We start from the raw sequence: 21,445 nt of genomic DNA, 5'->3' as shown, positions 1-21,445 counted from the left end.
ATTGCCCCGAAAGGATCTCTGAATGACCCGCCTGCGAGTCTTTTGTTCCGCCCTGCTGTTGCTGATCAGTGCCCCCTTGCTGGCTGATAGCGCCAGCCATGCTGCCGAGGCCCGGCGTTTCCTCGAGCTGACCCGAGTTGACCGGCTGACGGTGCCGGCCTACAGCCAGGTACAACAGATGTTCGCCCGTCGTTTCGCCCAGTCCGGCGGCCAGGCCAGCCAGAAACCGCTGCTGGAGCGTTATCAGGCCCAGGCCAACGCGGCGCTGGATAAAGTCGTCGGCTGGGACAAGCTCGGCCCGGACCTGGTCGCGCTGTACACCGATGCGTTCAGCGAGGCCGAGCTCAAGCAGCTGGTTGCCTTCTATCAGACGCCGCTGGGCAGCAAACTGCTGGAGCAGATGCCGCAGCTGATGGCGATTTCCGCTCAGCGCACCCAGGAGCGCCTGCAGGCGGCGGCACCGGAAGTGGATCGGCTGCTGGGCCAGATGGATGCCGAGCTGAAGCCCGGCAAGCAGTGAGGAGTTCTCAGATGAGCATGCGCGACAAGCTTCTGCAAACCCTGGCCGGCCTGGAGCCGGAGTACCTCGACGTGCTGGACGAGAGCCATATGCACAGCCGTGGCCAGGAAACCCACTACAAGGCGGTGATCGTCAGCCCGGCCTTCGTCGGCCTGAATGCGGTCAAGCGCCACCAGAAGGTCTACGCCACTCTCGGCGAGCTGATGCAGCAGTTCCACGCCCTGGCCCTGCACACCTATACCCCCGAGGAGTGGGCGCAGCAGGGCGGGGCGCCGGACTCGCCGACCTGCCGCGGCGGCAGCAAGCTCGATCACTGATGGCGCCCTGGTAAGCGGGCCTTGGCCGCGATCGTGTGCGGCTGACGGCGCTCGCCATTGATCCAGGTCGGCTGCAGAATCCTGTCCGCCTGGGTTAGAATCGCCCCCGCGCCGGCCCCTGCCGGCGCTTTCATTTTTATCCCCGGTCCGCCCTTTGCGAGGGTGACCACTGGAGAGAGTCCGCATGACCGACAAGATCGTTGTCGCGGCGCTGTACAAGTTCGTTTCCCTACCGGACTACCAAGCGCTGCGTGAACCCCTGCTGCAAACCCTGCTCGACAACGGCGTCAAAGGCACCCTGTTGCTGGCCGAGGAAGGCATCAACGGCACCGTGTCCGCCAGCCGCGCCGGTATCGACGGCCTGCTCGCCTGGTTCCGCCAGGACCCGCGCCTGGCCGATATCGACCACAAGGAATCCTACTGCGACGAGCAGCCGTTCTACCGCACCAAGGTCAAGCTGAAGAAGGAAATCGTCACCCTCGGCGTGCCGGGCGTGGACCCCAATCAGAAGGTCGGTACCTACGTCGAGCCGCAGGACTGGAACGCCCTGATCAGTGACCCGGAAGTGCTGCTGATCGACACCCGCAACGACTACGAGGTGGCCATCGGCACCTTCGAGGGCGCCATCGACCCCAAGACCAAGTCGTTCCGTGAGTTTCCCGAGTACATCAAGGCCCATTTCGATCCGAGCAAGCACAAGAAGGTCGCCATGTTCTGCACCGGTGGCATCCGTTGCGAGAAGGCCTCCAGCTACATGCTCGGCGAAGGCTTCGAGGAGGTGTACCACCTCAAGGGCGGCATCCTCAAATACCTGGAAGAGGTACCCCAGGAGCAGACCAAGTGGCAGGGCGACTGCTTCGTCTTCGACAACCGCGTGACCGTGCGCCACGACCTCTCCGAGGGCGACTACGACCAGTGCCACGCTTGCCGCAACCCGATCTCGGCCGAGGATCGCCAGACCGAGTTCTACAGCCCCGGCGTCAGCTGCCCGCATTGCTGGGACTCGCTGCCGGAGAAAACCCGCCAGGCTGCCCGCGAGCGGCAGAAGCAGATCGAGATCGCCCAGGCGCGCAACCTGCCGCACCCGATCGGCTTCAACTACAAGGCGCTGCAGAACGACTGAATGCCGTAGGCTGGGTTGGCCGCTTGGCGGCTTGACCCAGCAAGCTTGCTGGATGCGGCCTGCGGTATAACCCACCCCAAAGCGCTCAAGGAGCCCGCCGTGCGCCAACCCCGCCTCATCTATGTGATGGACCCGATGTGCTCCTGGTGCTGGGGTTTTGCCCCGGTGGTACAGGCCCTGGCCGAGCAGGCCGCTGCTGCGGGTGTAACGCTGCACCTGGTCGCCGGAGGCCTGCGCAGCGAGCGCGCGGCGCTGGAGCCGGCGGCGCGGGTGCGCATCCTCGGGCACTGGCAGGCGGTCAACGCCGCCACCGGGCAGCTGTTCAACTTCACCGAGGCCTTGCCCGAAGGCTTCGTCTACGACACCTCGCCAGCCTGCCGCGCCCTGGTCACGGCACGGCAGCTGGACGAGCAGAGCGTCTGGCCGCTGGCCAAGCTGATCCAGCAGGCGTTCTACGTTGGCGCGCGCGATGTGTCCCGCGCTCAGGTGCTGGTGGAACTGGCCGAACTGGCCGGGATTCCGCGCATCGAGTTCGCCGAAGCCTTCGACAGCGAGGCTATGCATGAGGCTACCGCCTCCGACTTTACCTGGGTGCAGGACCTGGGCATCAGCGGTTTCCCGACCCTGCTGGCCGAGCGTGATGGCCAACTGGCGTTGCTGACCAACGGCTACCAGCCGCTGGAGGCACTTTCGCCGTTGCTGGCGCGCTGGTTGGAACGCGCGCATGCCTGACCGTTTGACCTGGGCGGAAATCCGCCGCCTGGCTCTGCGCCATCGCAAGGGCCTGCTGTTGGCCAACCTGATCGCCGTGCTCGCCACCCTGTGCAGCGTGCCGATTCCACTGCTGCTGCCGCTGCTGGTGGACGAGGTGCTGCTGGGGCAGGGCGACGCCGCACTCAGGGTGATGGATCGCTTCCTGCCTGCCGCCTGGGAAAGCGCCGCCGGCTATATCGGCCTGATGCTGGTGCTGACGCTGAGCCTGCGTCTGGGCGCGCTGGTCAGCAACGTCCTGCAGGCGCGGCTGTTCGCCCGGCTGTCCAAGGATGTCATCTACCGCCTGCGCATGCGCCTGATCGCGCGGCTCAAGCGCATCTCCCTGAGCGAGTACGAGAACCTCGGCGGCGGCACGGTCAGCGCCCATCTGGTCACCGATCTGGACACCCTCGACAAGTTCATCGGCGAAACCCTGTCGCGGGTGCTGGTGGCAGTGCTGACCCTGACCGGCACCGCCGCCATCCTGATCTGGATGCACTGGCAACTGGCGCTGCTGATCCTGCTGTTCAATCCACTGGTGATCTTCGCCACCGTGCGCCTGGGCAAGCAGGTCAAGCACCTGAAGAAGCTGGAAAACGACAGCACCTCGCGCTTCACCCAAGCCCTTACCGAAACCCTGGAAGCCATCCAGGAAGTACGTGCCGGCAACCGCCAGGGCTATTTCCTCGGTCGCCTCGGCTTCAAGGCCCGCGAGGTGCGCGACTATGCGGTGGCCTCGCAGTGGAAGAGTGATGCTGCCGCACGCACCAGCGGCCTGCTGTTCCAGTTCGGCATCGACCTGTTCCGCGCCGCCGCGATGATCACCGTGCTGCTCTCCGACCTGTCCATCGGCCAGATGCTCGCGGTGTTCAGCTACCTGTGGTTCATGATCGGCCCGGTCGAGCAGCTGCTCGGTCTGCAGTACGCCTATTACGCCGCCGGCGGTGCGCTGGCGCGGATCAACGAACTGCTGGCGCGGGCCGACGAGCCGCAGTATCCGGCGCAGATCGACCCTTTCAGGGACCGTGAAACCGTCGGCATCGAAGTGCAGGGCCTGACCTTCGCCTACAACGACGAGCCGGTGCTGCAGGATCTCGACCTGAGCATCGCGCCGGGCGAGAAGGTGGCCATAGTCGGCGCCTCCGGTGGCGGCAAGAGCACCCTGGTGCAGCTGCTGCTTGGGCTCTACAGCCCGCAGGCCGGCAGCATCCGCTTCGGCGGTGCCAGCCTGGAGGAGATCGGCCTGGAGACGGTGCGCGAGCATGTGGCCGTGGTGCTGCAGCACCCGGCGCTGTTCAACGACACGGTGCGCGCCAACCTGTGCATGGGCCGCGAGCGCAGCGACGAGGCCTGCTGGCAGGCGCTGGAGATCGCCCAGCTGGCGCCGACCATTCGCGCCCTGCCGCTGGGCCTGGAGAGCATGGTCGGCCGTTCCGGCGTACGCCTGTCAGGCGGCCAACGCCAGCGCCTGGCCATTGCGCGCATGGTGCTGGCCGAACCCCAGGTGGTGATTCTCGACGAGGCCACTTCGGCGCTGGACGCCGCCACCGAGTACGCCTTGCACCAGGCCCTGGGGCGCTTCCTCAATGGCCGCACCACGCTGATCATCGCTCACCGCCTGAGCGCGGTTAAGCAGGCTGACCGGGTGCTGGTGTTCGACGGCGGGCGCATCGCCGAGGACGGCGATCACCAGCAGCTGATCGCCGACGGTGGCCTGTACGCCAAGCTCTACGGGCATCTGCAGCACTGAACGAAAAAGCCGCCCGAGGGCGGCTTTGTTCACTTCGTTTGCTTGGCCTCCCAGGCCTGCAGCGCCTTGACCCGGGCCTGGCTGTCGGCCATGGGTTTGGCCAGGGATTCTTCGTAGAAGGCCAGCCAGCTGCGCGAGCCGGCGATCATGCGGGCCAGGTCGCGCATGCCGACCTTGAGGGCGCTCAGACTCTCCTGATAGTTGTGTTCCTGGCCGATCAGGGTCTTGGCCACCATGGAGACGGTTTCCCTTTCGTTCTGGCTGGCCTCTGCTGTGGGCGCGACGCTGGCAGGCTTGGGCATCTGTTGCTGGACCATGACGATCAGCTTCTGCTGCTCCTGCAGCTGTTGCTGCAGAGTGCCGACCTGCAGTTGCAGGGCGCCGAGTTCCTGCTGCAGCGCCTGGACGCTGGCCTGGCTGGCGGCGGGCTCGTCTTCTTCCGGCGTTGAGCCGAGCAGGGCGATCAGCAGCCAGGCCAGCAGAGTCAGGAGCAGTACGCCGGCCAGGGCGAAGATCAGGATGCGGTTGAGCTTGCCGGCTTTCTCCAGCCGCTCGATGCGTTGCTGGTCGTCGAGGGGCTCGTCGCCAGTCGCGTCGGTGTCCGTTGCGGTGTCGCTGCTCATGGTGCCGTCCCTTGTTGTTTTAGGGTGCCTGGGTGTGAGTGGCATAGTGCCACTATTTTTGACGCCAGAGTTACCACATATCCGCAGGATAGCCGCACGCGTCAGCGGCGACGGCTAGAAGCTGGCGAGGATACGCCCCAGCACCTGCATGGCCTGCTCGTTCTGGGACGTCCAGGGATGGCCATGGTTCAAGCGTGCGCAGTGCTGAAATGCACGGGTGGCGGAGAAGATCGGCCCCGGCGCCAGGCTGATGCCCTGGGCCAGCGCGAGCTGGAACAGCTGCAGCGAGTCGACCCGCTCGGGAAACTCGAACCACAGGAAATAGCCGCCTGCGGGGCGGGTGACCCGCGTCTCGCTCGGGAAGTGTCGCGCGGCGGAGGCGAGCATGGCGGCCTGCTGGGTCTCCAGGGCGATGCGCAGCTTGCGCAGGTGGCGGTCATAGCCGCCGTGCTGCAGGTAGTCGGCGATGGCCGCCTGGGCCGGCACCGAGGGCGAGATGGTGGTCATCAGCTTGAGTCGGGCGATCTGCTCGGCATAGCGCCCGCCGGCCACCCAGCCGACCCGGTAACCCGGCGCCAGGCTCTTGGAGAAGGAGCCGCAGTGCATCACCAGACCCTCGTCATCCAGGCTCTTCACCGGCTTTGGCGGCTGCGTGCCGTAGTACAGCTCGGCATACACGTCGTCCTCGATCAATGGCACCTGATGGCGTTTGAGCAGGGCGTACAGCTCGGCTTTCTTCGCGTCATTCAGGCTGGCGCCGATGGGGTTCTGCAGGCTGCTCATGAACCAGCAGGCCTTGATCGGCAGCTTGTCCAGGCGCTCGGCAAGCATGCCCAGGTCGATACCGCTGCGCGGGTGCACGGGGATTTCCACGGCCTTGAGCTTGAGCCGCTCCAGCACCTGCAGGGTGGCATAGAAGGCCGGCGCCTCGATGGCCACCAGGTCGCCCGGCTGGGTCACCGTCTGCAGGCACAGGTTCAGCGCCTCCATGGCTCCATTGGTGATGACAAGCTCCTCCAGCGGCAGGCGCACGCCGGCGACCATGTAGCGCAGGGCGATCTGCCGGCGCAGGTCGGGATTGCCGGCAGTCATGTCGGCGATGACCGCGTGTGCGGGCAGGTCGCGCAGGGCCTGGTTCATCGAGCGCGCCAGGCGCGCCAGCGGGAACAGCTGCGGGCTGGGGAAGGCCGAGCCGAAAGGCACGGTGTGCGGGTCTTTCAATGAACCGAGTACGGAGAACACCAGCTCGCTGACATCGACCTCGCTGGTCGGCGGCGGGGCGCAGCCCACTTCGGCCTCGGCCAGCGGCTGCCCGGCCAGGGTCCGCACGAAGTAGCCGGAGCGCGCGCGGGCCTGGATCAGCCCGCGGTCCTCCAGCAGGTAGTAGGCCTGAAACACGGTGGACGGGCTCACGCCATAGGTGCGGCTGGCGTGGCGCACTGAGGGCACCCGGTCACCGGGGGCGAGCATGCCCGAGCGGATCAGCTCGGCGATCTGGTCGGCGAATTGCTCGTAGCGTTTCATCTTGTCCGTGACGGTGGCCGTTATCGGGCCACAGTCTACGGGCAGTTGGCGCGGCTCGCTCACTCAGCGGCCGGAGGGCGCGATAAAGGTGCTGCCGGCCTGCTGGCGCTGTTCGGGGCGATCCAGGTTGCGCACCTCGAAGTTGAGCTCGGCGGGGCTGCGCCCCAGCGGCTCGCGCACCAGGCTGACGCTGACCGGTACATCGAGGATTTCCCCGGGCGCCAGCTTCAGCTCGCCCGGCAGGCTCATGGCGAAGCGCGGGTCGTCGACCAGGCTCAGGCGGTAGCGCTGCGCGTGCTGGGTCTTGTTGATCAGCTTCAGGCGATAGACGTTCTCGATCTGGCCGGCCGGATTCTCGCGGAACATGCCGCGATCCTTGGCCACGTCGAGGGATACCAGCGAGCGCGCCTGCAGGGCCCAGGCGAAGGCGCCGATCATCAGCAGTAGCGCTGCCGCGTAGCCGAGCAGGCGTGGGCGCAACAGGCGGGTGTGGCCGCCCTGCATCTCGCGCTCGGAGCCGTAGCGGATCAGACCACGCTCGTAGCCCATCTTGTCCATGATGCTGTCGCAGGCGTCGATACAGGCGGCGCAGCCGATGCAGTCCACCTGCAAACCGTCGCGGATGTCGATGCCGGTGGGGCAGACCTGCACGCACATCGTGCAGTCGATGCAGTCGCCGAGGCCGGCGGCCTTGTGGTCGACTTCCTTCTTGCGCGGGCCGCGGTTTTCGCCACGGGCGGCGTCGTAGGCCACCAGCAGGGTGTCGCGGTCGAACATCACCCCCTGGAAGCGTGCGTAGGGGCACATGTACACGCAGACCTTCTCACGCAGCCAGCCGGCGTTGAGGTAGGTGGCGGCGCTGAAGAACAGCACCCAGAACAGCGCGGCGCCGCTCAGCTCGCCGCTGAACAGTTCCAGCGCCAGCGGGCGGATGGGCGTGAAGTAGCCAACGAAGGTCAGTGCGGTGAGCAGGCTCAGTGCCAGCCACAGACCATGCTTGGCACTGCGGCGCAGCAGCTTGAGCGGGCCCCAGGGGGCGCTATCCAGCTTGATGCGCTGGTGGCGCTCGCCCTCGGTGAGTTTCTCCACCCACATGAACATCCAGGTCCACACGCTCTGCGGGCAGCTGTAGCCGCACCACACGCGGCCGGCGAACACGGTGATGGTGAACAGGCCGAAGGCGCAGATGATCAGCAGCGCCGAGAGCAGGATGAAGTCCTGCGGCCAGAAGGTGGCGCCGAAGATGTAGTAGCGGTGCTCGGCCAGGTTCCACAGCACCGCCTGACGTCCGTCCCAGTCCAGCCAGGCGGTGCCGAAGAAGATCAGCATCAGCAAGCCCGCACCATACAGGCGCAGGTTGCGGAAACGGCCGCTGAAACTGCGGGTATGGATCGGCCCGCCGGCCTGGGCCGGAGTCAGGCGCAGGGGCTGGCGGGGGTCGATGGTCTCGATGACCTGCGCGGGGATGCGCTCGCTCATGGTGGGCCTCTTCGGGCGGTAATCAGGCTGCGCGCACTGTGCACTCCGAGCTGTTTGCATAACAGACTCAGGTTTATCGATAAAAACCGTATCAGATGGAGTGGGGCTGGCTTCAGCAGGAGAAGTCGCCGAGCGCGGGCAGCATTCGTTCAGCCCCTGAGCGCTGCCGTTCGCCGCGACCTGTTGCGCCCGAAATATGGCGTTATTTTTCTGTCATTTCTGACAGTTGGCAGAAAGCCATCTATACCTCTTGGGTATCTCGCAAAGCCGAAGAGCAGGCACTCATGAGCCAGGAAGCCAATGCCGCCGGAATGCATGCGCCCTCGCAACTGCTACGGCTGGTCTGGCCCTTCGTGCTGGTCGTGCTGCTGCAGTCGCTGCTGGCCGGCGGCAGCCTGTATCTGCATTCGGCGGTGCGCGCCTATGTGGCAGGTGAGAGCCTCTGGTCCAAGGGGTTGAAGGACGCCATCCACTACCTCGACCTGTATGCCCAGACCGGCGAGCCGGAATATCTGGCGGAGTATCAGCAGGCCATCGCGGTTCCGCTGGGCGACCATGTCTTTCGCCAGGCGCTCGATCAGCCGGTGCCGGACCTGGCCATGGCCCGCCAGGGCATCCTGCGTGGCAAGAATCACCCGGATGACGTGGACTCGATGATCTGGCTGTACCGTCACTTCCGCCAGTTCAGCTACCTCGAACGGGCGATCGAGCAGTGGGCGCAGGGCGATCACTACGTGCTGCAACTGGAGGAGCTCGCCGACGAGATTCTGCAGGGGCGCCAATGGCGGGTGGATGCCGAGGAGATCGTGCCGATCTGGCGTGCGCGTATCGACCTCATCAATCGCGGGGCAACCCTGGCCGCCGAATCCTTTTCGCAGATACTCGGCGAAGTCTCGCGGGTGGTGCGACGTCTGCTGATCGCCACCAACCTGCTCACCGCCGCGCTGTTGATCTGCCTGGCGCTATGGCGCACGCGCAAGCTGCTGGACGAGCGCGAGGCGGCCGACCAGGCGCTGGAGCGGGTCAAGCAGCGGGCGCAGACCATTCTGGCGTCGATTGGCGACGCGGTGATCAGCCTGAGCAGCGATGGGCGCATCGCCTACATGAACGCCGCCGCCGAGCAGCTCACCGGCTGTGCCTTGCCGCAGGCTCAGGGCCAGCCCTTCGAGCGGCTGTTTTCCATCGTCGACGAGCAACCGGGCGTCGCCGGTGAGCCGCTGCTGGAGCAGATTCTCGGCAGCGGGGCGGCGGGCGACTACGCCAAGCTGATCGTGCGCCCGGACGGCAGCTCGGTGGCGGTCAACCTGGTCGGCACACCGGTGCAGGAGCGCGGCCTGGTCAGCGGCGTGGTCATGGTGCTGCACGACATGACCCGCGAGCGCCAGTTCGTCGCCAGCCTCTCCTGGCAGGCCAGCCACGACGCCCTGACCGGCCTGGCCAACCGCCGCGAGTTCGAGTACCGCCTGGCCCAGCTGCTGGCGCGAATGCTGCGTCAGCCGGGCCGGCACGCGCTGATGTTCATCGATCTGGACCAGTTCAAACTGGTCAACGACACCTGCGGCCACGCGGCCGGCGACGAGTTGCTGCGCCAGGTCTGCGAGGCGCTGCAGGCGCACCTGCGCGAGGGCGACACCCTGGCGCGCCTGGGGGGCGACGAGTTCGGCGTGATTCTGGAGAACTGCCCGAGCGACGCCGCCCTGCGTGTCGCCGAGGCCTTGCGCGTGGCGGTGCAGGAGCTGCGTTTTGCCTGGGGCGAGCGGCTGTTCTCGATCAGCGCCAGCATCGGCGTGGTGCAGGTGCCGCCCGGGCAGATCAGCCTGGCGGACCTGCTGCGCACCGCCGACCTGGCCTGCTATTCGGCCAAGGAGCGCGGGCGCAACCGAGTGCATGCCTACCAGCCCGATGACACCGAGCTGTCCGAGCGGGTCGGCGAGATGAGCTGGGTGCAGCGCATCCAGCGAGCGCTGGAGGAGAACCGCTTTCGCCTCTACGCCCAGCCCATCGTGCCGCTGCGCCGCGGCGAGGAGGGCGGCCATGTGGAGATTCTCCTGCGCCTGCAGGACGAGGACGGCACGCTGATCGCGCCCGGCAGCTTCATTCCGGCCGCCGAACGCTATGGCCTGATGCCGCAGATCGACCGCTGGGTGGTGCGCCACACCCTGCAGGCGCTGGCGCGCTTCCACGTCGAACATCCGCACGCGCCGCTGCTGCACTGCGCGATCAACCTGTCCGGCGCCAGTATCGGCGACCGCGACTTCCTCGCCTTTATCCGCGAGCAACTGGCCGAGCAGCCGCTGGCGCCGCAGGCGATCTGCTTCGAGATCACCGAGACCGCCGCCATCGCCAACCTGACCGAGGCCACCCACTTCATCAACGAGCTCAAGTCCCTGGGCTGCCGCTTCTCGCTGGATGACTTCTGCGCGGGCATGTCGTCGTTCATGTACCTCAAGCACCTGCCGGTGGACTACCTGAAGATCGACGGCAGCTTCGTCCGCGACATGCTCGACGACCCCATCGACCGGGCCATGGTCGAGATGATCAACCAGATCGGCCACGTCATGGGCAAGCGCACCATCGCCGAGTTCGTCGAAACGGCCGAGGTGCTGGCAGCCCTTGGCGAGATCGGCGTGGACTTCGCCCAGGGCTATCACCTTGGCAAGCCGCAGCCACTGGCCGGCCTGCTGGCGATTCCCGAACCGCTTTTTGCGATGGGACTGGCAGCCGACTGAACCACCCTGGCAAGAAAACCTTACGCCTGGCCAGGCCTCGGCGTGCCTTGGCTGCTGCTGTAAGGAAAACTTGCCGGGTGCCACGGGCAAGCCACGTGCCTGGCCGGTTCCGCCGGCTTGTCCGCTCGCCGGCCAGGGGTTGTGATGGGGGCAGTCTAAACGCACCGCCAGCCGGCGGGCGCATGCCCACAACAACAATTCAGGGAGGCCGGATGAACGCCGTGGCCAAGATCGAGCAACACAACCCCATCGGAACCGACGGTTTCGAGTTCGTCGAGTTCACCGCGCCGACGCCCGAAGGCATCGAGCAGCTGCGCCAGCTGTTCCGCGCCATGGGCTTCACCGAAACGGCCAAGCACCGCTCGAAAGAGGTGTGGCTGTTCCAGCAGAACGATATCAACATCGTCCTCAACGGCAGCCCCTCCGGGCATGTGCGTGCCTTCGGCGAGAAGCACGGGCCGAGCGCCTGCGCCATGGCCTTCCGGGTGAAGAACGCGGCCCAGGCCGCCGCCTACGTCGAGCAGCAGGGAGCCACCCTGGTCGGCAGCCACGCCAACTTCGGCGAGCTGAACATCCCCTGCGTCGAGGGCATCGGCGGTTCCTTGCTGTACCTGGTTGACCGCTACGGTGACAAGAGCATCTACGACGTCGACTTCGAATACATCGAGGGGCGCTCCGCCAACGACAACGCCGTCGGCCTGCAGTGCATCGACCACCTGACCCACAACGTCAAGCGCGGGCAGATGGACGTCTGGTCCGGCTTCTACGAGCGCATCGCCAACTTCCGCGAGATCCGCTACTTCGACATCGAGGGCAAGCTCACCGGCCTGTTCTCCCGCGCCATGACCGCGCCCTGCGGCAAGATCCGCATCCCGATCAACGAGTCGGCCGACGACAAGTCGCAGATCGAGGAATTCATCCGCGAGTACCACGGCGAAGGCATCCAGCACATCGCCCTGAGCACCGACGATATCTACGCCACCGTGCGCCAGCTGCGCGCCAACGGCGTGGACTTCATGACCACTCCCGATACCTACTACGAGAAGGTCGACAGCCGCGTCGCCGGCCATGGCGAGCCGACCGACGTGCTGCGCGAGCTGAATATCCTGATCGATGGTGCGCCCGGAGATGACGGCATCCTGCTGCAGATCTTCACCAACACCGTGATCGGCCCGATCTTCTTCGAGATCATCCAGCGCAAGGGCAACCAGGGCTTCGGCGAAGGCAACTTCAAGGCGTTGTTCGAATCCATCGAGGAAGATCAGTTGCGTCGTGGTGTGATCACTCAGGAGTAGTCATGTGCCGATTTTCTACTGCGCTTGCCCTGGCGGTGTTGCCGCTCCGCTCAGGTTGCTCATTGACCGGCATGTCAACTGCGCACCTTCGCGAAGCGGCGCCTAGCCAGGCCTGCGCTCGCTACGAAATTCGACACATGACAGGAGCTCCGCGATGAGCCGCCAATGGATCAGCTTTCCCCTGCGCGAGGGTGAACACTCGCGCCAGGCGCACTGCGATTTTCCCGAAGGCACCTACGAGCGGGAAATGGGCCGCGAGGGCTTCTTCGGTCCGGTGACCCACCTGCACCACCAGCACCCACCGACTGGCTGGGTCGATTGGGAAGGGCCGCTGCGCCCGCACGCCTTCAATTTCAACCGGATTGCCAGTGAGCGCGACTGCCCGCTGGAGGCGCCGCTGTGCCTGCATAACGCCGACGTGAAGCTGCGCGTGTGGAAGACCCACGGTGCCATGCGCCATCTGGCGCGCAACAGCGACGGCGACGAACTGCTGTTCGTGCATGACGGTGCCGGGCATTTCTACTGCGACTTCGGTCACCTGGAATACCGCGACGGCGACTATCTGGTAATCCCTCGCGGCACCGCCTGGCGCATCGAGCCGACCGCGCCCAGCCACTTCCTGCTGATCGAAAACACCGACGGCGCCTACCAGCTGCCGGACAAGGGGCTGCTGGGCCCGCAGGCGATCTTCGATCCGGCGGTACTCGACCACCCGCGCATCGATGCGGCGTTTAAGGCCCAGCAGGGCGAGCAGACCTGGCAGATCCGCATCAAGCGGCGCAACCAGATCAGCACCGTCACCTATCCGTTCAACCCGCTGGATGCGGTGGGCTGGCATGGCGATAACACCGTGGTGCGCCTCAACTGGCGCGACATCCGCCCGCTGATGAGCCATCGCTACCACCTGCCGCCGTCGGCGCACACCACCTTCGTCGCCAATGGCTTCGTCGTGTGCACCTTCACCCCGCGCCCGGTCGAGAGCGACCCCGGCGCGCTCAAGGTGCCGTTCTTCCACAACAACGACGACTACGACGAGGTGTTGTTCTACCACCGTGGCAACTTCTTCAGCCGCGACAACATCGAGGCCGGCATGGTCACCCTGCACCCCTGTGGCTTCCCCCACGGCCCGCACCCCAAGGCGCTGAAGAAGGCCCAGGAAGACCCGGCCACCTTCGCCGAGGAAGTGGCCGTGATGATCGACACCCGCCGCGCGCTGGAAGTGGCCGAAGCCGCCGCCGCCGTGGACGTGCCCGAATACGTGAACTCCTGGCGTGCGCCAGGAAAACCAGGCTAAGGCCACGCAGAACAGCTCCCTCTCCTTCTGGGAGAGGGTTGGGGTGAGGGTGCTACAGGCTGCTCCGAGCAGTCTGGGAATCCCTCAGCCTACGCGGCCCGCCCCGGCCCCTCTCCCAGCGGGAGAGGGGAGACCAACCCATTTGAGGTAACCCATGAAACTCGCATCACTCAACCAAGGCCGCGACGGCGAACTGATCGTCGTTTCTCGCGACCTGACCCGCGCCGTGAAGGTGCCGCAGATCGCCGCCACCCTGCAGGCTGCGCTGGACGATTGGGACATCAAGCGCCCGCTGCTGGAGTCGGTGTACCAGCGTCTCAACGACGGCCTGATCGACGAGGCCTTCGTCTTCGACCAGACCGACTGCCACAGCCCCTTGCCACGTGCCTTCCACTGGGCCGACGGCAGTGCCTACGTCAACCACGTCGAGCTGGTGCGCAAGGCGCGTGGCGCCGAGATGCCGGAGAGCTTCTGGCACGATCCGCTGATGTACCAAGGCGGGGCCGACAGCTTCATTCCGCCGCACAGTCCGATCCAGCTGGCCGACGAGGCCTGGGGCATCGACCTGGAGGCCGAGTTGGCGGTGATCACCGACGACGTACCGATGGGCGCTACGGCCGCCGAGGCCGGCGAACATATCCGCCTGCTGCTGCTGGTCAACGACGTGTCGCTGCGCAATCTGATCCCCGGCGAACTGGCCAAGGGCTTCGGTTTCTACCAGAGCAAGCCGTCATCGAGCTTCTCGCCGGTGGCCGTGACCCCGGACGAGCTGGGCGAGGCCTGGAAGGACGGCAAGGTGCACCGGCCGCTGGTGTCGCACATCAACGGCGCGCTGTTCGGCCAGCCCAACGCTGGCGTGGACATGACCTTCAACTTCCCGACCCTGGTCGCCCACGCCGCCAAGACCCGCCCGCTGGGCGCCGGCACCATCATCGGCTCCGGCACCGTGTCCAACTACGACCGCAGCGCGGGTTCGTCCTGCCTGGCCGAGAAGCGCATGCTGGAGATCGTCGAGCAGGGCGAGGCGATCACGCCCTTCCTCAAGTTCGGCGACCGGGTGCGTATCGAGATGTTCGACGCCGCCGGCCAGAGCATCTTCGGCGCTATTGACCAGGCGGTGGAGCGCTATGAGCACTGAGCTGACGCTCCATGGCTACTGGCGCTCCAGTGCCGCCTACCGGGTGCGCATCGCTCTTGGCCTCAAGGGCTTGGCCTACCGCCAGGTGCCGGTGCATCTGGTCAAGGACGGCGGCCAGCAGCACGCGGATGGTTACAAGGCGCTGAACCCGCAGGAGTTGGTGCCGCTGCTGGTGGATGGGGCCAACGGCGGGGTACGCATCGCCCAGTCGCTGGCCATCCTCGAATACCTCGACGAAGTCTTCCTGGTGCCGGCACTGCTGCCGGCCGAACCGGCCCAGCGCGCCCAGGTGCGCGCCCTGGCCCTGCATATCGCCTGCGATATCCACCCGCTGAACAACCTGCGGGTGCTGCAGTATCTGAGCGCCGAACTTGGCGCCACGGATGAGGCGAAGAATACCTGGTACCGGCATTGGGTGGACAAGGGGTTGGCGGCGGTGGAGCAGGGGCTGGCGGTGTTTGGCGGCGGGCTGTCGCTGGGTAATCGGCCGGGGTATCTCGAAGCTTGCGTGATTCCGCAGCTGTATAACGCGCGGCGCTTCAACTGCGAGTTGTCGAGTTATTCGCAGTTGTTGGCGATGGAAGAGCGGTGTTTCGCACTGGATGCCTTCAAGGCGGCCGCACCCGAGGCTCAGTCTGACGCGGTGTTCTGATCCGTAGGGCGGGTTCGCTCCGCTTGGTGGCTTGGGAAATCAAACTGCCCATTTCCTACCGTTACATTTGCATTTCCGCCAATGCTCTACGCAACGGAGCATCTGAAATCTGGATCGGGCCATGGAAGGGGATATCCATATCGAGCACCAGATAGACTGAGGCAGCGATCAGCAATGCAGAGATGGCGAACATGCTTATTACCATCGGGTTTCGAGGTGCCCGATAGCCGAAACTGGCATAGATCAAGGTCATCCACGCAAGCAGCATCCCTATCAGTGGTAGCGGAATAGTCCCTTCGGATTGCTCGACAATTCTCCAGCGCTGCTCGATGAGTGAGTGATATTGCTGGCGCAGGTCCGACAGTATCGTCTCCTGGTATCGGCTCTGAGGCGTGATGGCGGCCAGGGTGACGCCGATATCGTCCAGGTATTGGGTGGCTGGGCTCCTGCGGTGCTGCAGGGCTTCGTCGCCGCGATAGGGGTTGGCGATGGCGTGCTCCAGGTACGTGGCCAGGTTTGCTCGCGTGTCCTGTGCCGCGTCACCGTAGTTTTTCAACGTGCGGTCAAAAATGATCAGGCTAGTCGCGTAGGCATGCAGATTCGTGTCGATAGCTTCGAACGTGTTCTTGGCCGAGTTGATCATCAGGCCGAACACCAACGACGTCATGACCACAAAAATATTGGCAACCAGCCGGACTACCGTATTTGTCTCTTCATCCCGGTGGCGGGCTGAAAGCCTGGGTGACCAGTACATCATCACCAGGGAGGCCGACAGCAGGCAGGCAAAGATACCCAACGTGATCCAGATAGATTCCATAAGGGGCACTCATAGTGCTTGGGGATGGTGTCGCCGTAGCATGCCAGCGCAGTACTGCCTTGTCTTGGCTGATGCGGAGAAGGGCCATTCATGGCCCATCGTCGCTCTCGCGGCATCCATGCGGCTCAACCCCTTCCACAACGATTCCGCTTACCCTCCTGAAGGGGCGTTTGGCGCTGCCTGAAAGTCTGAGCACCAGCGCATCATGCTACTCGTGGGAGCGGCTTCAGCCGCGATAGCCGGCAACTGAGGAGTAGGTTTCATCGCGGCTAAAGCCGCTCCCACAAAGCCATAAACACGCGCACTAACCGTGTAGGAGGGGCCTTGGCCGCGACTATCCGTGAAGTGGCCATATCGCGGCCAAGGCCCCTCCTACAAATAACGGTTCTGCACATCGACAGAATCCACCAGGCACCTCGGAGCCCAAGTCCCCGTCAGAAGGCCGAGTGGAGGTGTTGCGCAGGGGGACGAGCCGCAGGGATGCGGCGAGACGGCTGGGCGCCCCTTGTACGCCGGCCCCCGGAGCGGCACCGGAAGGAGGGAAGTCTGGCCGCAGGCCAGACCCGGATGTAGGGGTGGCCTTCTCTTTGGTTACTTTCTCTTGGGCAAACAAGAGCAAGTGACTCGCCGTGAGGGCGAAAGGGGGAAGGGCATTCAGCGCATTGCACCGGAAAATAAATCCGTCCCCTTTTCCTCGTTGGAAAATAAAAATGTTCCCTTTCCATCAAGTGTGTGATGGCTCACTGCGAGCGTAAGGCTCGATTGCTATAAAGCGCGCCCATTCAAAAGGAAGGATCCTCATGAAGCACGCAGTTTGTATTTGCCTACTCTCCACAATCCTACTGGCTGGATGCCAAGACGACGATGACAAATCCGCTTCATACGAACCATCTTCCGAGCATTGTCAGCCTGACTATTGGAAGTCTCTTCCCGATAATAAGGATCGAGAAAGCCTAGTTGAGAAGTGCATGACTGGCGGCTCATATCAACACTCGGAACCTAAAACGTTCTGATTTGATCGGCCTTGAGTTGATAACGCAGAGTTCGATATGGCTCTTGCCGAATAGCTCCGGCGCACTTGGCAAGGTGTTCTCGACTAGGTCGTGATTCACCTCATGAAAAACGCCCGGTATTGCCGGGCGTTTTTGATCGTCAATCCAACGGCAACTCCGTAGTCCTCTTCACCACACTCATCGCAATATGCGAATGCGCCTCCTGCACATGCGGCCGCTGCAACAGATGGTCGCGCAGGAAGCGCTCATAGTCGGCAATGTCCCTGGCCACCACTTTGAGCAGGTAGTCCGAGCCGCCGGCCATGGTGTGGCACTCCAGCACCTGCGGGTAGCCGACCACCGCTTCCTCGAACTCTTCCAGGTTGTTGCGGCCATGGGCCGACAGCTTGATATCCACGAACACCGTCATGCCCAGGCCGAGCTTCTGCGGGTTGAGCAGGGCGACCTTGCGTTCGATCAGCCCTTCCTCCTGCATGCGGTGGATGCGGCGCCAGCAGGGCGATTGCGACAGCTCCACCTTCTCGGCGATCTCGGCGGCGGAGAGGTCGGCGTTGTGCTGCAGCAGGCGAAGAATGCGGCGGTCGATGGGGCTCAGCTTTTCCTGCATGAATTTTTCTCTTTGTTCGTCATGGCGGAATAACTCATGCGCAGTATTCCGCTGTAGGCACAAAAAAAGAAAGAAAAATCCAGAACTCCTCGGTCATAGTTTTGCCCATCCGGCCTGTCGTGGTGACCCCGCGTCAGGCTTAACGGCGACCTCCAAGAAAGGTCGTCTCGCTCACACAAGAATAAAAGGAGCGCCCCATGTCTCTGGCCGAAATCCGTCTGGACGACAAGTACCGTGTAGCCACTGGCCGGCTTTACCTGACCGGCACCCAGGCGCTGACCCGCCTGCCCATGCTGCAGAAGCAGCGTGACACTGCCCATGGCCTCAACACCGCCTGCTTCATCTCCGGCTACCGCGGCTCGCCGCTCGGTGGGTTGGACAAGAGCCTGTGGGAAGCCAAGCAATTCCTCCAGGACAACCACATCCACTTCCAGCCGGGCGTCAACGAAGAGTTGGGCGCCACCGCCGTATGGGGCAGCCAGCAGGCCAACCTGTTCCCCGGGGCGCGCTATGACGGCGTGTTCGCCATGTGGTACGGCAAGGGCCCGGGCGTGGATCGCAGTGGCGATGTGTTCAAACACGGCAACTCGGCGGGTGTCTCAGAACACGGCGGCGTGCTGGTGCTGGCCGGCGACGACCATGGCTGCAAGTCCTCGACCATCGCCCACCAGAGCGAGCATGCCTTTATCGCCGCGTCGATGCCGGTGCTGAATCCGGCCAACGTCCAGGAAATCCTCGACTACGGCATCCTCGGCTGGGAGCTGTCGCGCTACAGCGGCTGCTGGGTGGCGCTGAAGACCATCGCCGAGAACGTCGATTCCTCCGCCGTGGTGGACGTCGACCCGCTGCGCGTCGAGGTCAAGCTGCCGACCGATTTCCAGCTGCCGGAAGACGGCGTGCATATCCGCTGGCCGGACCCGCCCCTGGCCCAGGAAAAACGCCTCAACCAGTACAAGATCTACGCCGCCCGGGCCTTTGCCCTGGCCAACAAGCTCGACCAGATCAAGCTGGACTCGCCCAACCCGCGCCTGGGCATCATCACCACCGGCAAGTCCTACCTCGACGTGCGCCAGGCTCTGGATGACCTGGGACTGGACGAGGAGCTGTGCGCGAAGGTTGGCCTGCGCGTGCTGAAGATCGGCATGAGCTGGCCGCTGGAGCCGGTGTCCGTGCACAACTTCGCCGAGGGCCTGGACGAGATCCTAGTGGTCGAGGAGAAGCGCAGCATCATCGAGGACCAGCTCACCGGCCAGCTGTACAACTGGCCGGTCGGCAAGCGCCCGCGGGTGGTCGGCGAGTTCGACGAGGAGGGCAACTCGCTGCTGCCCAACCTGGCCGAGCTGACCCCGGCAATGATCGCTCGGGTGATCGCCAAGCGCCTGGCGCCGATCTACACCAGCCCGCAGATCGAGGAGCGCCTGGCCTTCCTCGCTGCCAAGGAAGCGGCGCTGGCAGCACCGAAGCACGACACCAAGCGCACCCCGCACTTCTGCTCGGGCTGCCCGCACAACAGTTCCACCCAGCTGCCGGAAGGCAGCCGGGCCCTCGGCGGCATCGGCTGCCACTACATGACCCAGTGGATGGACCGCAACACCGACACCTTCACCCAGATGGGCGGCGAGGGCGTCACCTGGATCGGCCAGGCGCCGTTCACCGACACCCCGCACGTGTTCCAGAACCTCGGCGACGGCACCTACTTCCACTCCGGCCACCTGGCCCTGCGCGCTGCCGTGGCCTCCGGGGTCAACATCACCTACAAGATCCTCTACAACGATGCGGTGGCCATGACCGGCGGCCAGCCGATCGACGGCGAGCTGCGCATCGACCAGCTCAGCCAGCAGGTCTACGCCGAGGGCGTCAAACGCATCGCCCTGGTCAGCGACGAGCCGGACAAGTACCCGACCCGCGCCACCTTCGCGCCGATCGTTACCTTCCATCATCGCCGCGAGCTGGATGCCGTGCAGCGCGAGCTGCGCGAGATCAAGGGCACTACGGTGATTCTGTATGACCAGACCTGCGCCACCGAGAAGCGCCGCCGGCGCAAGCGCGGCAAGCTGGTCGACCCGCAGAAGCGTGCCTTCATCAACCCGTCGGTGTGCGAGGGCTGTGGCGACTGCAGCGTGAAGTCCAACTGCCTGTCCGTGTTGCCGCTGGAAACCGAGCTGGGGCGCAAGCGGCAGATCGATCAGAACGCCTGCAACAAGGACTTCTCCTGCGTCGAGGGCTTCTGCCCGAGCTTCGTCACCGTGCACGGCGGTGGCCTGCGCAAGCCCGAGGCGCTGGGCGCCAAGGCGCTGTTCGTGGCGCTGCCGGAACCGCGCCTACCGGATCTAGCGCGGCCGTGGAATATCCTCCTGCCGGGTGTCGGCGGCAGTGGTGTGACCACCGTCGGTGCGCTGCTGGGCATGGCCGCGCACCTGGAAGGCAAGGGTTGCACCGTGCTCGACCAGGCGGGCCTGGCGCAGAAATTCGGTCCGGTGATCAGTCATATCCGCATCGCCGCCAAGCAGGACGATATCTACGCCGTGCGCATCGCCGCCGGCGAGACCGACCTGTTGCTGGCCTGCGACCTGGTGGTGGCAGCCGGCGAGGAGTCGCTGGCCAAGCTCAACGACAAGATCGCCCATGCAGTGGTCAACAGCCATGAGGCGGCCACCGCCGAGTTCACCCGCAACCCGGACGCCCAGGTGCCCGGTGCGGCCATGCGCGAGGCGCTGGTGGAAGCGGTGGGCGAGGGCAAGACCCACTTCGTCGACGCCACTCGCCTGGCCACCGCGCTGCTCGGTGACACCATCGCCAGCAACCTGTTCATGCTCGGCTACGCCTACCAGAAAGGTTTGGTGCCGGTGTCCGCCGAGGCCATCGACAAGGCTATCGAGCTCAACGGCGTGTCCATCCCGCTCAACCAGCAGGCCTTCCTCTGGGGCCGCCGCGCCGCCCATGACCTGGCCGCCGTGGAGCAGCTGGCCACGCCGAAGAGCCCGGAAGCGCCGCGCTGCGAAACCTTCGAGGAAATCGTTGCCGACCGCATGCAGCGCCTGACCGCCTACCAGGATGCGGATTACGCGCAGCGTTACCTGAGCCTGGTCGAGCGCGTGCGCCAGGCCGACAGCAGTACCGACCACGCCCTGAGCCGTGCCGTGGCGCGCTACTACTTCAAGCTGCTGGCCTACAAGGACGAGTACGAAGTGGCGCGGCTGTACAGCGAGCCGAGCTTCCGCCAGCAACTGGAGGCGCAGTTCGAGGGCGACTACCGCCTGCACTTCCACCTGGCGCCGAGCTGGCTGGCCAGGCCCGATGCGCGCACCGGCGCGCCGATCAAGCGCGAGTTCGGGCCGTGGGTGCTCAAGGCCTTCGGCGTGCTGGCGCGCTTCAAGTTCCTGCGCGGCAGCCTGCTCGATCCGTTCGGCCACAGCGCCGAGCGCAAGGTCGAGCGCGAGCTGATCGAGGAATACGAAGAGCTGGTCGAGCTGCTGCTCAAGGAGCTGCGCCCGGACAACTACCGCACTGCCGTGGCCCTGGCCGAACTGCCGGAGCAGATCCGCGGCTACGGCCACGTCAAGGAGCATGCCGTGGCCCAGGTACGCGAGCAGGCCAAGCAGCTCAAGGCACGTTTGCTGGTCAGCGAGATCGCCGCGGTGCAGCTGTTCGAACCGGCCGCCTAACGCGTCACCCTTGCCGTCCTCTGCCTTTCCCCTGAGGGGAGAGGACGGCCTTTTACATCCCCAAGCCCACGAATGCCTTTGAAGTGCTTTGTGGGAGCGGTTGGGCGGTAGTCCGCTTAGCCGCGAATGAACAACGCAAGAGCATC

The 21,445-nt window shown here is 65.0% G+C and carries 17 protein-coding genes; 12 read left to right on the top strand and 5 right to left on the bottom strand.

Annotated elements, in window-relative coordinates; all coding sequences use genetic code 11:
- Positions 1 to 22 precede the first annotated feature (22 nt).
- The 5 genes from AYB31_RS10675 (at position 23) to AYB31_RS10655 (ending at position 4,463) form a co-directional block, all read left to right on the top strand.
- A complete protein-coding gene (locus AYB31_RS10675) occupies positions 23 to 520 on the top strand; it encodes a DUF2059 domain-containing protein (RefSeq protein ID WP_068828451.1) in 498 nt (165 codons plus the stop codon).
- Between the two features lie 11 nt (positions 521 to 531).
- Positions 532 to 837: a BolA family protein gene (locus AYB31_RS10670; RefSeq protein WP_068828449.1), complete on the top strand. Its 306-nt coding sequence runs from the start codon at positions 532 to 534 to the stop codon at positions 835 to 837.
- Positions 838 to 1,021: 184 nt separating this feature from the next.
- Entirely contained in the window at positions 1,022 to 1,960 is a 939-nt protein-coding gene (gene trhO / locus AYB31_RS10665; protein WP_068828448.1) for an oxygen-dependent tRNA uridine(34) hydroxylase TrhO, read from the top strand.
- A gap of 126 nt (positions 1,961 to 2,086) precedes the next feature.
- The gene (locus AYB31_RS10660) at positions 2,087 to 2,692 is read left to right on the top strand and encodes a DsbA family protein (RefSeq protein WP_068828507.1); all 606 of its coding nucleotides are present in this window, start codon (positions 2,087 to 2,089) and stop codon (positions 2,690 to 2,692) included.
- A complete protein-coding gene (locus AYB31_RS10655) occupies positions 2,685 to 4,463 on the top strand; it encodes an ABC transporter ATP-binding protein (RefSeq protein ID WP_068828446.1) in 1,779 nt (592 codons plus the stop codon). The genes AYB31_RS10660 and AYB31_RS10655 overlap by 8 nt, the downstream gene beginning before the upstream one ends.
- 29 nt (positions 4,464 to 4,492) lie before the next feature.
- Here the strand turns inward: AYB31_RS10655 and AYB31_RS10650 are convergent, their stop codons facing one another.
- From AYB31_RS10650 to ccoG, 3 genes are all read right to left on the bottom strand, one after another.
- Positions 4,493 to 5,086 (bottom strand): hypothetical protein, encoded by a 594-nt coding sequence (locus AYB31_RS10650; RefSeq protein ID WP_068828444.1) that lies wholly within the window; start codon positions 5,084 to 5,086, stop codon positions 4,493 to 4,495.
- 114 nt (positions 5,087 to 5,200) lie between these two features.
- Entirely contained in the window at positions 5,201 to 6,610 is a 1,410-nt protein-coding gene (gene mapR / locus AYB31_RS10645) for a GntR family transcriptional regulator MpaR (RefSeq protein ID WP_068828442.1), read from the bottom strand.
- A 63-nt stretch (positions 6,611 to 6,673) separates the two neighbouring features.
- Positions 6,674 to 8,089 (bottom strand): cytochrome c oxidase accessory protein CcoG, encoded by a 1,416-nt coding sequence (gene ccoG / locus AYB31_RS10640; RefSeq protein ID WP_068828441.1) that lies wholly within the window; start codon positions 8,087 to 8,089, stop codon positions 6,674 to 6,676.
- A gap of 284 nt (positions 8,090 to 8,373) precedes the next feature.
- Here ccoG and AYB31_RS10635 point away from each other — a divergent pair, with 284 nt between their 5' ends.
- The 5 genes from AYB31_RS10635 to maiA all read left to right on the top strand — a co-directional run bounded on the left by AYB31_RS10635 (position 8,374) and on the right by maiA (position 15,197).
- Positions 8,374 to 10,818 carry an EAL domain-containing protein gene (locus tag AYB31_RS10635; protein WP_068828439.1) on the top strand — a complete coding sequence of 815 codons (2,445 nt, stop codon included), beginning with the start codon at positions 8,374 to 8,376 and terminating at the stop codon, positions 10,816 to 10,818.
- 212 nt (positions 10,819 to 11,030) lie between these two features.
- Positions 11,031 to 12,113, top strand: a complete 1,083-nt coding sequence (hppD, locus tag AYB31_RS10630) for a 4-hydroxyphenylpyruvate dioxygenase (protein WP_068828438.1) — start codon at positions 11,031 to 11,033, stop codon at positions 12,111 to 12,113.
- A 154-nt stretch (positions 12,114 to 12,267) separates the two neighbouring features.
- Positions 12,268 to 13,407 carry a homogentisate 1,2-dioxygenase gene (locus tag AYB31_RS10625; protein WP_068828436.1) on the top strand — a complete coding sequence of 380 codons (1,140 nt, stop codon included), beginning with the start codon at positions 12,268 to 12,270 and terminating at the stop codon, positions 13,405 to 13,407.
- Between the two features lie 154 nt (positions 13,408 to 13,561).
- The gene (locus AYB31_RS10620; RefSeq protein WP_068828435.1) at positions 13,562 to 14,545 is read left to right on the top strand and encodes a fumarylacetoacetate hydrolase family protein; all 984 of its coding nucleotides are present in this window, start codon (positions 13,562 to 13,564) and stop codon (positions 14,543 to 14,545) included.
- Positions 14,535 to 15,197 (top strand): maleylacetoacetate isomerase, encoded by a 663-nt coding sequence (gene maiA, locus AYB31_RS10615; protein ID WP_068828433.1) that lies wholly within the window; start codon positions 14,535 to 14,537, stop codon positions 15,195 to 15,197. Before AYB31_RS10620 ends, maiA begins: the two co-directional genes overlap by 11 nt.
- A gap of 61 nt (positions 15,198 to 15,258) precedes the next feature.
- Here maiA and AYB31_RS10610 read toward each other — a convergent pair whose 3' ends face one another.
- Positions 15,259 to 16,014, bottom strand: a complete 756-nt coding sequence (locus AYB31_RS10610; RefSeq protein ID WP_068828431.1) for a bestrophin-like domain — start codon at positions 16,012 to 16,014, stop codon at positions 15,259 to 15,261.
- 800 nt (positions 16,015 to 16,814) lie between these two features.
- Between AYB31_RS10610 and trbK the strand changes: the two genes are divergently transcribed.
- The gene (gene trbK / locus AYB31_RS21120) at positions 16,815 to 17,027 is read left to right on the top strand and encodes an entry exclusion lipoprotein TrbK (RefSeq protein ID WP_082805270.1); all 213 of its coding nucleotides are present in this window, start codon (positions 16,815 to 16,817) and stop codon (positions 17,025 to 17,027) included.
- Positions 17,028 to 17,166: 139 nt separating this feature from the next.
- On the opposite strand, the gene AYB31_RS10605 is transcribed toward trbK, so the two are convergent.
- Entirely contained in the window at positions 17,167 to 17,634 is a 468-nt protein-coding gene (locus tag AYB31_RS10605; RefSeq protein WP_068828430.1) for an Lrp/AsnC family transcriptional regulator, read from the bottom strand.
- 197 nt (positions 17,635 to 17,831) lie between these two features.
- On the opposite strand from AYB31_RS10605, the gene AYB31_RS10600 reads away from it, so the two are divergent.
- Positions 17,832 to 21,299 (top strand): indolepyruvate ferredoxin oxidoreductase family protein, encoded by a 3,468-nt coding sequence (locus AYB31_RS10600; RefSeq protein WP_068828428.1) that lies wholly within the window; start codon positions 17,832 to 17,834, stop codon positions 21,297 to 21,299.
- Positions 21,300 to 21,445: the final 146 nt, after the last annotated feature.

The organism is Pseudomonas sp. BMS12, from assembly GCF_001592875.1.
In the GTDB taxonomy this organism is placed as follows: domain Bacteria; phylum Pseudomonadota; class Gammaproteobacteria; order Pseudomonadales; family Pseudomonadaceae; genus Aquipseudomonas.
This window is presented reverse-complemented; position numbering and strand designations above follow the sequence as displayed.

Bases quoted from the DNA above. Each gene is read 5' to 3' on its own strand.
- AYB31_RS10675 (WP_068828451.1), top strand. From the start codon at position 23: ATGACCCGCCTGCGAGTCTTTTGTTCCGCCCTGCTGTTGCTGATCAGT.
- AYB31_RS10670 (WP_068828449.1), top strand. From the start codon at position 532: ATGAGCATGCGCGACAAGCTTCTGCAAACCCTGGCCGGCCTGGAGCCG.
- trhO (WP_068828448.1), top strand. From the start codon at position 1,022: ATGACCGACAAGATCGTTGTCGCGGCGCTGTACAAGTTCGTTTCCCTA.
- AYB31_RS10660 (WP_068828507.1), top strand. From the start codon at position 2,087: ATGGACCCGATGTGCTCCTGGTGCTGGGGTTTTGCCCCGGTGGTACAG.
- AYB31_RS10655 (WP_068828446.1), top strand. From the start codon at position 2,685: ATGCCTGACCGTTTGACCTGGGCGGAAATCCGCCGCCTGGCTCTGCGC.
- AYB31_RS10650 (WP_068828444.1), bottom strand. From the start codon at position 5,086: ATGAGCAGCGACACCGCAACGGACACCGACGCGACTGGCGACGAGCCC.
- mapR (WP_068828442.1), bottom strand. From the start codon at position 6,610: ATGAAACGCTACGAGCAATTCGCCGACCAGATCGCCGAGCTGATCCGC.
- ccoG (WP_068828441.1), bottom strand. From the start codon at position 8,089: ATGAGCGAGCGCATCCCCGCGCAGGTCATCGAGACCATCGACCCCCGC.
- AYB31_RS10635 (WP_068828439.1), top strand. From the start codon at position 8,374: ATGAGCCAGGAAGCCAATGCCGCCGGAATGCATGCGCCCTCGCAACTG.
- hppD (WP_068828438.1), top strand. From the start codon at position 11,031: ATGAACGCCGTGGCCAAGATCGAGCAACACAACCCCATCGGAACCGAC.
- AYB31_RS10625 (WP_068828436.1), top strand. From the start codon at position 12,268: ATGAGCCGCCAATGGATCAGCTTTCCCCTGCGCGAGGGTGAACACTCG.
- AYB31_RS10620 (WP_068828435.1), top strand. From the start codon at position 13,562: ATGAAACTCGCATCACTCAACCAAGGCCGCGACGGCGAACTGATCGTC.
- maiA (WP_068828433.1), top strand. From the start codon at position 14,535: ATGAGCACTGAGCTGACGCTCCATGGCTACTGGCGCTCCAGTGCCGCC.
- AYB31_RS10610 (WP_068828431.1), bottom strand. From the start codon at position 16,014: ATGGAATCTATCTGGATCACGTTGGGTATCTTTGCCTGCCTGCTGTCG.
- trbK (WP_082805270.1), top strand. From the start codon at position 16,815: ATGAAGCACGCAGTTTGTATTTGCCTACTCTCCACAATCCTACTGGCT.
- AYB31_RS10605 (WP_068828430.1), bottom strand. From the start codon at position 17,634: ATGCAGGAAAAGCTGAGCCCCATCGACCGCCGCATTCTTCGCCTGCTG.
- AYB31_RS10600 (WP_068828428.1), top strand. From the start codon at position 17,832: ATGTCTCTGGCCGAAATCCGTCTGGACGACAAGTACCGTGTAGCCACT.